A 12,159-nucleotide genomic window follows, 5' to 3' on the forward strand; every position below is an offset into this window, starting at 1 on the left:
GCGGTTCTATGGTGTGCTCATGGACAACACAGTGCGTACGGGTACGGAGTTGCTGTGGGCCGAGCTGGGCGGCGATCCCGCGCTGCTCGACCGGGTGGCGTACGGCGGGCCCTCGGGTCTCCTGCCGGCCCGGCTGCCCGTCATGGACCTGGCCCGGGCGACGGTCGCGGTGGCGGGGCTCGCGGCGGTGGAGCGGGCCGGGCTGCCGGGGCCGGTGCGGGTGGACGACGGGGCGGTGGCGACAGCCTTCGTCAGCGAGCGGCATCTGCGGGTGGACGGGCGGGCGCCGGTGAACTTCGCGCCGCTGTCCCGGTTCTGGCGGGCGGCCGACGGCTGGGTCCGCACCCACGCCAACTACCCGCACCACAAGGCCGCGTTGCTCGGCGCGCTGGGCCGCTCGGACGATTCCGTGGACGGCGTGGCGGCGGCGATCGGCGAGCGGAAGGCCGTCGAAGTGGAGACGGCGGTGTACGCGGCCGGGGGCCTGGCCGTCGCGCTGCGCACGCCCGAGGAGTGGGCCGCCCACGAGCAGGGCCGGGAGGTGGCCGCCCGCCCGCTGCTGACCCGGGACCGCCTGGACGAGGCCGCGCCGCGCCGCCGCTCGGACCGGCCGCTGCGGGTGCTCGATCTGACCCGGGTGATCGCGGGCCCGGTCGCCACCCGGACCCTCGCGCTGCTCGGCGCGGACGTGCTCCGGATCGACCCGCCGGGCAACCCGGAACTGCCGGACCAGCACGCCGACACGAACGTCGGGAAGCGGACGGCCGCCCTGGACCTGGACAGCCCGTCGGACCGGCGCGCCTTCGACGAACTCCTCGACGCGGCCGACGTGCTGGTCACCGGCTACCGGCCCGGCGCCCTCGACCGCTTCGACCTGCACCGGCCCGGCCTGGTGACCGCCCGCCTCTCGGCCTGGGGCGACTACGGGCCCTGGGGCGGCCGGCGCGGCTTCGACAGCCTGGTGCAGGTGGCCACCGGCATCGCGGTCACGGAGGGCTCGCCGGACGACCCCGGCGCGCTTCCCGCCCAGGCCCTCGACCACGGCACCGGCTACCTGCTCGCGGCGGCCGTCCTGCGCTCCCTGACCGAGCAGAACCGGGACGGCGGCACCCGTCTCGTCCGCCTGGCCCTCGCCCAGACCGGCCACTGGCTGACCCACACGCTCCCCCGGTACGAACCGGAGCGCTGGCTCACCGAGTCGGCCGGCCCGCTGGGCCGGCTGCGGCACGCGCTCTCGCCGGTCTCGTACGAGGGCGGCCCGACGGGCTGGCAGCGCCCGCCGGGCATCGCGGGGGCGGACGCCCCGGAGTGGCTCGGGGCCTGAGCTACGGCTTGACCAGGACCTTCAGCGCCGTGCGCTCGTCCATCGCCTTGTAGCCGCCGGGGACGCCGGCCAGGTCCACGGTGAGGTCGAAGACCGGGGACGGGTCGATCGTGCCGGCCAGGACGTCGGGGAGCAGCTCGGGGATGTAGGCGCGGACGGGGGCGACGCCGCCGCGGAGGGCGATGTTGCGGTCGAACATGACGGAGAGGTCGAGGCCGGTGCCGGAGCCGTGCGGGACGCCGACGTAGCCGATGGCGCCGCCGTCGCGGGTGATGTTCACGGCGGTGCGCATGGACTGCTCGGTGCCGACGGCCTCGATGACGGCGTGGGCGCCCTGGCCGCCGGTGAGTTCGCGGACGGCGGCCTCGGCGGCCTCGCCGCGCTCGGCGACGACGTCGGTGGCGCCGAAGGTGCGGGCGATGTCGGTGCGGGCGGTGTGCCGGCCGAGGGCGATGATCCGCTCGGCGCCGAGCCGCTTGGCGGCGAGGACGCCGCACAGGCCGACGGCGCCGTCGCCGACGACGGCCACGGTGGAGCCGGCGGTGACGCCCGCGCCGAGGGCGGCGTGGTGGCCGGTGCCCAGGACGTCGGAGAGCGCGAGGAGCGCGGTGAGCAGGTGGTCGTCGGCGGCGGCCGCGGCGGGCAGCTTGACGAGGGTGCCGTCGGCGTACGGGACGCGGACGGCCTCGCCCTGGCCGCCGTCGGAGCCGACGGAGCCCCAGAAGCCGCCGCTGGGGCAGGAGGTCTGGAGGCCCTCGGCGCAGTACTCGCAGGTGCCGTCGGACCAGACGAAGGGGGCGACGACGAGGTCGCCCTTGGCGAAGCCGCGGACGTCGGTGCCGGCCTCCTCGACCAGGCCGAGGAACTCGTGGCCGATCCGCTGGCCGGGCTGCCGGGCGGACTCGCCGCGGTAGGCCCACAGGTCGCTGCCGCAGATGCAGGCGCGGAGCACCCGGACGACGACGTCCGTGGACTCCTTGATCACGGGGTCGGGCACGTCCTCCACGCGCATGTCGAAGGGGGCGTGGATGGTGGTGGCGCGCATGGTTCCTCGTCCGGGTCAGCTGGTTGTACGACGTTCACCGTACATCGTGCGCAGGGTTCCCTCGGTCAGCAGGTACTGCGCCGCGATGTAGGTCAGCATGACCCAGAAGTCGGGCGCGGGCAGCTGGGGCCATGCGGCGATGCCGGTGGCGATCAGGGTGTCGGACAGCAGGAACAGGGCGCCGCCGGTGCCGGTCATGACGCCGAGCGCGCTCGACCGGTAGGCCATCGCGGTGAGCAGCAGCGAGTAGCCGGCGACGGGGACGCGCAGGTCGGCCGGGAGGCCGGGCCAGAGCGCGACGACGGTGCCGCCGAGGGCGAGCGCGTACACGAGGCCGAGCAGCGGGGAGCTCCGGCGACGGCCGAAGAGCACGAGGTAGCAAAGGTGTCCGGCGGCGAAGCAGCCCATGCCGACGAGGAAGGCCCCGTCGGCGTCGGACATCAGGAACACGTCACCGCCCCAGCCGCACAGCAGCGCGGCGATCAGCGGCTTCGGCGCGCCCCGGGTGACGGCGTACGCGGCGAGCAGCGGCATCAGGAGCGGCTTGGCGGCCAGGTGGCCGGCGTCGGCTCCGGCGAGCAGCGAGCCGAGGTCGACGAGGGCCGCGAGCAGGAAGGCGCCGAGGAGCGCGCGGCCGAGCCGGCTCACGCCGCTCCCTCCGGCGCGGCGCCGACCGGCGTGCCCTGCGCCTCGGGCCCGGGCCCCGGTTGCCAGCCCGGTCCGCGGAACACCCGGCCGGCCCGTTCGCGCCAACTGCTCGCGGCCCTGAGGTCGCGGGCGATGGCGGCGTACTCGTGGGTTGCCACCCGCAGCGGGTTGTAGGTGGCGATGTTCTTGGTGAGCCCGTAGACGGGCCGCTCGGTCTCGGCGACGAAGGAGCCGAACATCCGGTCCCAGACGATGAGGATGCCGCCGAAGTTGCGGTCCAGGTAGCCGCCCTGGGAGGCGTGGTGGACGCGGTGGTGCGAGGGCGTGTTGAGCACGTACTCGAAGGGCGCCCAGAGCTTGCCGATCCGCTCGGTGTGGACCCAGAACTGGTAGACCAGGTTGACCGAGTAGCAGAAGGCCAGCGCCGCCGGGTGCACGCCGAGCGCGATCAGCGGCAGGTAGAACGGCCAGCCGGTGAGGCCGGTCCAGGGCTGGCGCAGCGCGGTGGAGAGGTTGAACCTGCGGCTGCTGTGGTGCACGACGTGGCAGGCCCACAGGATGCGGATGACGTGGTGGCCGCGGTGCGACCAGTAGTAGAGGAAGTCCTGGCCGAGCAGGATCAGCGGGATCGTCCACCACAGCACGGGCACGCGCAGCGGCGTCAGCTCGTAGACGGCGGTGTAGATCGCGACGACCGGGATCTTCCACAGGGCGTCGAAGACGAGACTGCCCAGCCCCATCCCGATGCTGGTGGCGGCGTCCTTCGTCTCGTATCCGGCGGCGTCCTCGTCGGGGTGGATGCGGTAGCTGACCATCTCGACGACGGTGAGCAGGACGAACGCCGGTATGGACCAGAGCACGACATCGGGCAGGTTCGGCATGCCGATGACGGTAGAGGCGGGGCGTGGTGGCGACCAGACGTATTTACCAACAAGTAAGTAAGACCAGATGTCAGCAAGCTTTGGCGCCTTCTCACAACAAGAGCATGATGGGGCGGCTGCTCAGACGCCCGCCGCTCCCAGCAGCGAACCCGCCGCGTACGTCACCGCCATCGCCAGCGCGCCGCCGGCGACGTTGCGCAGGACGGCGCGGGGGACGGGGGCGGCGCCGAGCCGGGCCGAGGACCAGCCGGTGAGGGCGAGGGCGGCGAGCACGCAGACGACCGTGATCCACAGCCGGTGGTCGGCCGGCGGGAGCACGATCGCGAGCAGCGGCAGCAGCGCGCCGGCCGTGAAGGCGAGGAAGCTGGCGCCGGCCGCGTGCCAGGGGTTGGTGAGCTCGTCGGGGTCGATGCCCAGCTCCACGCGCGCGTGGGCGCGCAGCGCGTCGCGCTCGGTGAGCTGGAGGGCGGCCTCGCGGGCCACGTCCGGGCTGAGGCCGCGGCGGGCGAGCAGTCCGGTGAGCTCGGCGAGTTCGGCCTCGGGCTGCTCGCGCAGCTCCCGGCGCTCCTGGGCGAGGGCGGCCTTCTCGGAGTCGCGCTGGGTGGAGACGGAGACGTACTCCCCCGCGGCCATCGACATGGAGCCGGCGAGCAGTCCGGCGAGGCCCGCGGTGAGCAGGGTGTCCCGGGATCCGGTGGCGCCGGCGACGCCGACGACGAGACCCGCGGTGGAGACGACTCCGTCGTTGGCTCCGAGCACGGCGGCCCGGAGCCAGTTGAGCCGGGAGCCGAGGCCGCCGCCGTGGGCCTCGTCGTGTGCGGGGGCGGGCACGGGTGCGTCGGTCACCCCTGGAGGGTCGCACCCGCCGCCTCACCAGACGCGGACCGACCCGCCCTTCGCGAAGGCCGGGCTGGTGGCGGCGGCCGGGACCTCGGTGAGCGGCTCGGCGATCTCCGCGACGGTCGGGCCGTGCACCGCGGCCAGGGCGTCGAGCAGGTCGAGGTCGAAGCCGTAGACGCGGGCCGCGTTGCCGCCGGCCATGGCGGCGACCTCGTCCGGCGGCAGCCCCGCGTAGGCGATCCGCAGGCCCTCCCGGGAGTACGGAGTGGTGCCCTCGTCGTGCGGGTAGTCGCTGCCCCACATGATCTTGTCGAGGCCGATCCGGTCGCGCAGCGGCACCTCGTGCGGGCGCATGAAACTCGCGCCGACGAAGCAGTTGTCCCGCCACACCTCGCGCGGCCCCTTCCCCATCGACTCGGCGAGCCCGGCGCCGAACTTGGACTCGGCCGTGGCCGCCTTCGCCGAGGCCGCGACCAGGCGCCCGTGGTAGTAGTCCAGCATGTCGAGCACGCCCGGGATCCAGCCCGAGCCCTGCTCGGTCAGGACCAGTTTGAGCCCCGGGTGGCGCCGGAACGCGCCGCCGAACACCAGGTGCCACAGCGCCCGGTGCGAGAACCAGGTCGTCTCCACCATGAACACCGCCCGCGCGGCCGGTTCGTCGCCGAGCGGCGGCGAGGCCGAGCCGCCGTGGTGGTTGACCGGGACGTCGAGCTCCGCGCAGACCGCCCAGATCGGGTCGTACGCCGCCGAGTACAGCTCCGGCACGGGCGAACCGGGCGGCACGCCGGGCAGCAGGATGCCGCCGGTGAGCCCGGCCGCGCGGGCCCGGCGGATCTCGGCGACCGCCGCGTCCACGTCGTTGAGCAGGATCTGCGCGACGCCCGCCCGCCGCCCCGGCGCGTCGGCGCAGAAGTCGGCGAGCCAGCGGTTGTGCGCCTGCAGCCCGGCCCAGCGCTGCTCGTACTCGGCCCGGTCCGGCGGCTGGGCCATCAGCGAGGCCTTGGGGAAGAACGGCGGGATGGTGTTGGGGAAGACGACCTCGGCGACGATGCCGTCCGCCTCCAGTTCGCGCAGCCGGCGCCGCGAGTTCCAGTTGCGGTCGGCGGTGTCGGCGAGCAGGTCCTCGTACGGGTTGACGTAGGTCGCCGCCCAGGCGTCGAAGTCGTCGTGGTGCTTCCTGGCCAGGTACGGCTTGTAGTCGAGGAGGTCGGCGCCGGCGTGGCAGTCGGCGGAGATGACGGTGTAGCGGTCGGTGGGCGCGGCCGGGGTCACGGGTTCACCCCCAGGACCGGGAAGTCGTGCTCGGTGAGCCAGTGCCGGCCGACCTCCCGGGAGCGGGCCCAGGAGGCCTCGACGGCGGCCTGGTCGGGGTCCTGGCCGAGCTCGGCCGGGGTGGGGCCGATCCGCCGGGCGATCGGCGCCAGCTTCCCGGGGTCGAAGCCGAAGACCTCGGCGGCGGCCAGGCCGAGCATCCGGCGGGTCTCGGCGACCGGGATGTCGTGGAAGGTGTCCCGCAGCCACGCGCGCGTGCGCGGCCAGGTGCCCTCGGGGTGCGGGAAGTCGGAGCCCCACAGGATGTTGTCGACCCCGATCTCGTACCGCTGGGCCAGCTCGCGCCGCTTGGTGTTGGTGGCGCAGACGAACACCTGCCGGTCCAGGTACTCGCTGGGCGGGCGCTTCAGCTCGGCGAACGGCGAGAGCTTCTTGCCGCCGTGCGCGCCGAGGTAGAGCCGGTCCATGAACCACAGCAGGTTCGGCAGCCACCAGCAGCCGGACTCGGCGACGCCGAAGCGCAGCCCCGGATGCCGCTCGAAGACGCCGGACCAGAGCAGGAACCACAGCGGCCGGGCCGGCCACCAGGTGACCTCGGAGACGTAGATCCCGAGGTGGTCGCCGTACTCGTGGCGGGGCGCGGCGCCGGAGTGGGTGACCACCGGCATCCCGGTCTCGGCGGCGGCCGCCCACACCGGGTCGTAACGCCGGTCGTGGTAGGGCACCTTGCCCACCCACATGGAGGGGATCATCAGCGCGCCGAGCCCGGACTCCCTGGCCCGGTGGATCTCGGCGACGACCTCGGCCGGGTCGGCGGTGACGGGCAGCAGCGCGACCCCGCAGTGCCGCTCGGGGTGCTGGGACACGAAGTCGGCGAGCCAGCGGTTGTGGGCCTTGGCGCCCGCCATGCCGAGCTCGGGGTCCTGGTCGCCGGAGAGCCCGAGGCCGACGCCGAAGGGCGCGGCGGTGCGGCTGTCGACGGCGTCCGCGTCGGGGAAGACGACCTCGGCGGCCACTCCGTCGCCGTCGAGCTCCTTGATGCGCTGCGCGGCGTCCCAGCCGCCGCGCAGCCCCTCCTCGTGGTCGCTGAACCACTTGTCGGCGAAGGCCTCGTTGCGCACCCCGAGCCGGGTCATGGCCTCGCGGCGGGCGTCCCGGCCCGCGAGGAACTCGTCGAAGGCGCGGTGGAAGCGGGGGTCGAGATAGGGCCGGTACTCCTCGGTGGGCAGACCGGCGTGACAGTCGGAGGAGATGATGAGATACGGGTCCAGGTACGGGTCGTCGACGCTCATGTCGGCTCCTTGGCCGGTCAGTCGAGGATGAAGTTCTCCAGGTAGGACGGGTTGGCGCGGTCGAGCATCGACTGCGAGCGCGCCCTGATCTGCCGGTCGCTGTGCTCGCTCGCCGGGAGCATCCAGAACCGGTCGGCCCTGATGCCGTCGACGACGTGCCCGGCGACCTCCTCGACCGGGGTGAAGGCGACCTCGTGCCCGGCCTCCTTCATCGCCGCCTCCCACTGGTCGAGGCTGCGGTACGGCGTCTTCCGGGGGCGCTCCTTGGCGAAGCGCTCGGGCCGGTTGCGGTGCGACTCCCACAGGCCGGTGCGCAGCATGTGCGGCCCGGGGAAGAGCACGGAGGCACCGACAAGGGCCCGTTCCGCCTTCAGGTGGGCGTAGAGCGACTCGGTCATGGTGACGACGGCGGACTTGGTGACGGCGTAGACGGAGGCGGTGGGCAACGGGGCGATGCCGCCGTCGCCGGAGGAGGTGTTGACGACATGGCCGGGCTCGCCGCCCGCGAGCATCCGGGGCACGAAGGCCTGGATGCCGTGGAAGACGCCCCACACGTTGACGGCGAAGGCCCACTTCCAGTCGTTGGGTTCGTGCTCCCACATGCGGCCCTCGGCGCCGGAGCCGACGCCCGCGTTGTTGCACAGCACGTGCACGGCGCCGAAGGTGTCGTACGCGGCGTCGGCGAAGGCCCGTACGGAGTCGGGCTCGCTGACGTCGACGGTACGGGCGAGGATCTGCACCCCGCCCTCCATCAGCTCCTCGGCGGCCCTGGCCAGCGGCTCCTCCTCGACGTCCCCGAGGACGACGGCGAGTCCCTCGGCGGCGAAGCGGCGGGCCATGGCGAGGCCGATGCCGCTGGCGGCGCCGGTGACGACGGCGACCTGTCCCTCGCGCAGTTCCATCAGACGGCGCTCCCTTCCGGCGGGGCGTCCAGGGTCTGCTGCGGGTCGTCGTAGCGCTGGTGGAGATAGGGCAGCAGGGCGGCGGGGTCGACCCGCTCGACGACCCGGCCGCGCTGGTCGGTGGTCTTCTCGCCGATGGTGATCTCGACCAGCCGGCGCACCGGCAGATCGGCCACCGGGTCGTACATCGACTCGCGGAGCACCACGTCCCCGGTGACCCGCTCCAGTCGGCGTACCTTCTCGTTGCGCAGGCAGTGGACCAGGACGGGTTCGGTGTCGAAGCCCGAACCGTCCACCGCCGGCAGGAACTTGAAGTAGAAGTCGGCCTTCTCGGTGGGCTCCGGCAGCGGCAGCGCGCCGGACACGGCGCCGCGCACCTCGACGAAGGCGATGCCGTGCCGGGCGAGGGAGGCGCGGACCGTCAGTCCGTCGCGCTCGACGAGCACCTCGCCGAGCTTCTTCGGCTCGCCGAAGACCTCACGGCCGCCGGTGAGGGCGCGCTCGTGGGTCATCGGCATGACCAGCGGGTACCAGCCCTCCCGGTCGCCGTGGGCGGCGGCGACGGCGACGGAGCCGGCTCCGAGGGGGTAGCCGGGGAGGTCGACCTTGCTGATATTGACCCGGACCAGCGGGCGTCCGGTGGGTTTGAGCGGCGGCGGCAGGACGGCCGCCACGACGTCCGGGTCGGTCTCCCAGACGGCGACGACCCCGGTGGACCAGATGTCGGGGAGTTTCGCGCTCTTCGCCCGCGTCGCGGCGATCTCCGCCTCGGTGCGCGCCCCGTACCGTACTCGTGCCATGACGTACCACCCTTCGGGAAGGTATCGGCCTGTACGCCTGTAACACAGTTACACCGGCGACCCGGAAGGGTAAAGACCCGTGCACGGCACGGGAGTTGGGGGAGCTGATCGGATGGCACGCAGCGCACTGACCCGCGACGGGGTCCTGGACACGGCCGCCGCCCTGGTCAAGGAGCACGGCCCGGACGCCCTCACCATGCGCCGGCTCGCCGCCGAGCTCGGCACCGCCGTCACCTCGATCTACTGGCACGTCGGCAACCGCGAGTCGCTGCTCGACGCCCTCGTCGAGCGCACCGTCGCCGACCTCGGCACCCTGCGCCCGCGCGGCGGCGACCCGGCCGAGCGGATCGTCTCGGTGGCCGCCCTGCTGCGCCGCGCCCTGCGCGACCGCCCCCATCTGGTCGCCATGGTCCACGAGCGCGGCCTGACGGAGCGCATGTTCCTGCCCGCCCAGCGCGCCCTGATCCACGAGGCGCACGCGGCCGGTCTGCGCGGCGCCCGCGCCGCCGCGCTGGTCCGCGCGGTCCAGTTCCAGGTCGTCGGCCACGTCCTGGTCGAACGCAACCGCGAACGCTCCCCCGCCCAGTCCCCCGCCGAGCCGGACCTGTGGGGCGCGGCCGCGTGCACTCCGGCCGACGCGGACCCGGAGCTGGCCGCCGCGCTCGCCGCCCCGATCGACACGGAGGCGGTCTTCACGGCGGGCGTACGGGCGCTGGTGGCGGGACTGCTCGCCTGAGGGCTCCCCGGGAGAGGACGTCAACCGGCGTACCGGCGGGCGCCGGTGGGCGCCGGCGGGCTTCGCGCCCGCTCCCGTACGCACGGATCCGGCCACCGAAGCGGACACCGCGCGCGGGGCTGTCGGTCGCGGCCCGTATTCTCAGTGACCGTGCTTGACGACCGTACGACAGCAGCGACGTGGCCGACCGCGTACCCGCAGGGGTACGCGGTCGTCGACGTGGAGACCACCGGCCTCGCCCGCGACGACCGGATAGTGTCGGCCGGTGTCTACCGCCTGGACGCGCAGGGCAATGTCGAGGACCACTGGTACACCCTGGTCAACCCCGAGCGGGACCCCGGGCCGGTGTGGATCCACGGGCTCACCAGCGACCTCCTGGAGGGCGCGCCGCTGTTCCCGGAGATCGTCGAGGAGTTCTCGGCGCGCCTGGAGGGGCGGGTGCTCGTCGCGCACAACGCGATGTTCGACTGGCAGATGATCGCCCGGGAGTACGCGCGGGCCGAGGCCACCGCGCCGGTGCGGCAGCGGCTGTGCACCATCGCGCTGTCGAAGGAGCTGGCGCTGCCGCTGCCCAACCACAAGCTGGAGTCGCTTGCCGCGCACTTCGGCGTGGTCCAGCAGCGCGCGCACAACGCCCTGGACGACGCGCGGGTGCTGGCGGAGGCCTTCCGGCCCAGCCTGCACGCGGCGGCCGAGCGGAACGTACGGCTGCCGCTCCTGGAGTGCCGCCCGCTGACCGAGTGGGCGCAGAGCCCGGAGCGGCCCCGGATCGGCCACCAGGCCTCGGCCTCGTACCGGACGAACACCTGGCGCCCGTCGCGGAAGCGGCCGGCCTGTCCGTACCCCAACCCCGGGCGGTACGAGTCGGACAAACCGCTCAAGCAGGGCATGCGGGTGGCGTTCTCCGGCGACACCTCCGTCGACCGCGAGCTCCTGGAGGACCGCACGGTCGACGCCGGGCTGCACGTGGCGAGCAGTGTGTCGCGGCTCACCAGCCTGCTCGTCACCAACGACCCGGACTCCGCCACCGGCAAGACCCTGAAGGCCAAGTCCTTCGGCACGCCGATCGTCGACGAGGCCGCCTACACCCAGCTGCTTCGGGACGTCGCCCCGGCCGACGACGAGTGACCCCGCACGAGTGACCACGCGGCTGACGGCAGACGGGTGACGGCCGGGCGCGGGCCGGGCGCGCCGCCCGGTCTTCGCCCGTCCGTCGCACCACCCTGTGGCGCATGGCACGTTGTGAGGTCTGCGGAAACGATTACGGCATGTCCTTCGAGGTGCACGCGCAGGGCGCGGTGCACGTCTTCGACTGCTTCGCCTGCGCCATCCACCGCATGGCACCCATCTGCGAGCACTGCCGGGTCCAGATCATCGGCCAGGGCGTCGAGGTCGAGGGCAGCTGGTACTGCGGGGGTCACTGCGCCCGCGCGGAGGGGAGGGTGGGCATCGTCGACAAGGTGTGACGAAACGATCCACTGGTCGCCCGCCCCGGCGGCCGGAACCCCCCTGCGGTGCGCCCCTGGCCAAGTTGTACGGTCTTGGGGTGTACCGCTTCCTGTTGTCCCGGCAGTGGGTGATCCTCACCCTCGTGGCCCTCGTCCTCATCCCCGTGATGATCGAGCTGGGCTTCTGGCAGTTCCACCGGCACGAGCGCCGGGTCGCCCAGAACGCCCTGATCGCGGACAACCTCGCGGCCAGGCCCGTCCCGGTCGAGGAGCTGACCTCCCCCGGGCACACCGTGCCGCGCGCGGACTACTGGCGGCACGTGACCGCCACCGGCACCTTCGACACCGCGCACGAGGTCGTGGTGCGCCGGCGCACCTCCTCGGACGACCGGGTCGGCGTGCACGTGCTGTCCCCGCTGGTCCTGAAGGACGGCAGGGTCGTCATGGTGAACCGGGGCTGGATCGAGGCCGCCGGCGACCAGCGGTCCTACCCGCACGTGCCGCCCGCGCCGAAGGGCGAGGTGACGGTCACCGGCCGGCTGATGGCCGACGAGACCACCGGCGCCAGCGGCATCAAGGACCTCAAGGGCCTGCCGGACCGTCAGGTCATGCTGATCAACAGCAAGCAGCAGGCCGCTCTGCAGGGCCGCACCGTGCTCGGCGGCTATCTGGAGCAGACCGGCCCCGAGCCGGCCGGGGACGCCCCCGAGCTGATCCCGGACCCGGACCACGACTCGATCGGCGCGCACATGGCGTACGCGGTCCAGTGGTGGCTGTTCTCGGCCGGTGTGCCGGTCGGCTGGTTCATCCTGGCGCGGCGCGAGAAGCGCGACCGGGAGGCGGCGGCCGGTGCGGCCGACGCGCCGGAGGGGACGCCCGCGCCCACCGGGGCGACCGCCTGAGCCGACGGGCGACCCCTGAGCCGACACGAGGCCGTCCGCCCGCCCTGATTGACCGTCCCCGCTTCCGGG

At 73.6% G+C, this 12,159-nt stretch carries 13 protein-coding genes; 5 read left to right on the forward strand and 8 right to left on the reverse strand.

The genetic code is table 11. The annotated features are described in order from the left end of the window. The first annotated feature begins 19 nt into the window (after positions 1–19). Complete coding sequence (locus tag KV205_RS20895) at positions 20–1,324, forward strand: CoA transferase (protein ID WP_265866005.1); 1,305 nt, start codon at positions 20–22, stop codon at positions 1,322–1,324. Position 1,325: 1 nt separating this feature from the next. Here KV205_RS20895 and KV205_RS20900 read toward each other — a convergent pair whose 3' ends face one another. From KV205_RS20900 to KV205_RS20935, 8 genes are all read right to left on the reverse strand, one after another. After that, positions 1,326–2,369 carry a zinc-dependent alcohol dehydrogenase family protein gene (locus KV205_RS20900; protein ID WP_265866006.1) on the reverse strand — a complete coding sequence of 348 codons (1,044 nt, stop codon included), beginning with the start codon at positions 2,367–2,369 and terminating at the stop codon, positions 1,326–1,328. 15 nt (positions 2,370–2,384) lie between these two features. Next, entirely contained in the window at positions 2,385–3,017 is a 633-nt protein-coding gene (locus KV205_RS20905; protein ID WP_265866007.1) for a lysoplasmalogenase, read from the reverse strand. After that, positions 3,014–3,898 carry a sterol desaturase family protein gene (locus KV205_RS20910; protein WP_265866008.1) on the reverse strand — a complete coding sequence of 295 codons (885 nt, stop codon included), beginning with the start codon at positions 3,896–3,898 and terminating at the stop codon, positions 3,014–3,016. The genes KV205_RS20905 and KV205_RS20910 overlap by 4 nt, the downstream gene beginning before the upstream one ends. Positions 3,899–4,018: 120 nt before the next feature. Beyond that, on the reverse strand, positions 4,019–4,729 hold the full coding sequence (locus KV205_RS20915) for a VIT family protein (RefSeq protein ID WP_265866252.1): 711 nt from the start codon (positions 4,727–4,729) through the stop codon (positions 4,019–4,021). Between the two features lie 39 nt (positions 4,730–4,768). Further along, positions 4,769–6,010 (reverse strand): amidohydrolase family protein, encoded by a 1,242-nt coding sequence (locus KV205_RS20920; RefSeq protein ID WP_265866009.1) that lies wholly within the window; start codon positions 6,008–6,010, stop codon positions 4,769–4,771. Beyond that, a complete protein-coding gene (locus KV205_RS20925) occupies positions 6,007–7,302 on the reverse strand; it encodes an amidohydrolase family protein (RefSeq protein WP_265866010.1) in 1,296 nt (431 codons plus the stop codon). Before KV205_RS20925 ends, KV205_RS20920 begins: the two co-directional genes overlap by 4 nt. Before the next feature lie 17 nt (positions 7,303–7,319). Continuing rightward, complete coding sequence (locus tag KV205_RS20930; RefSeq protein WP_265866011.1) at positions 7,320–8,204, reverse strand: SDR family NAD(P)-dependent oxidoreductase; 885 nt, start codon at positions 8,202–8,204, stop codon at positions 7,320–7,322. Further along, positions 8,204–9,004: an acetoacetate decarboxylase family protein gene (locus KV205_RS20935; RefSeq protein WP_265866012.1), complete on the reverse strand. Its 801-nt coding sequence runs from the start codon at positions 9,002–9,004 to the stop codon at positions 8,204–8,206. The genes KV205_RS20930 and KV205_RS20935 overlap by 1 nt, the downstream gene beginning before the upstream one ends. Before the next feature lie 112 nt (positions 9,005–9,116). On the opposite strand from KV205_RS20935, the gene KV205_RS20940 reads away from it, so the two are divergent. From KV205_RS20940 to KV205_RS20955, 4 genes are all read left to right on the forward strand, one after another. Then, on the forward strand, positions 9,117–9,740 hold the full coding sequence (locus KV205_RS20940) for a TetR/AcrR family transcriptional regulator (protein ID WP_265866013.1): 624 nt from the start codon (positions 9,117–9,119) through the stop codon (positions 9,738–9,740). A 144-nt stretch (positions 9,741–9,884) separates the two neighbouring features. Further along, a complete protein-coding gene (locus KV205_RS20945; protein WP_265866014.1) occupies positions 9,885–10,868 on the forward strand; it encodes a DEDDh family exonuclease in 984 nt (327 codons plus the stop codon). Between the two features lie 104 nt (positions 10,869–10,972). After that, positions 10,973–11,206, forward strand: a complete 234-nt coding sequence (locus KV205_RS20950; RefSeq protein ID WP_265866015.1) for a hypothetical protein — start codon at positions 10,973–10,975, stop codon at positions 11,204–11,206. 80 nt (positions 11,207–11,286) lie between these two features. Next, positions 11,287–12,090 carry an SURF1 family protein gene (locus KV205_RS20955; RefSeq protein WP_265866016.1) on the forward strand — a complete coding sequence of 268 codons (804 nt, stop codon included), beginning with the start codon at positions 11,287–11,289 and terminating at the stop codon, positions 12,088–12,090. The last annotated feature ends 69 nt before the right edge of the window (positions 12,091–12,159 follow it).

Origin of the sequence: Streptomyces sp. SKN60, assembly GCF_026236535.1 — a bacterium.
In the GTDB taxonomy this organism is placed as follows: domain Bacteria; phylum Actinomycetota; class Actinomycetes; order Streptomycetales; family Streptomycetaceae; genus Streptomyces.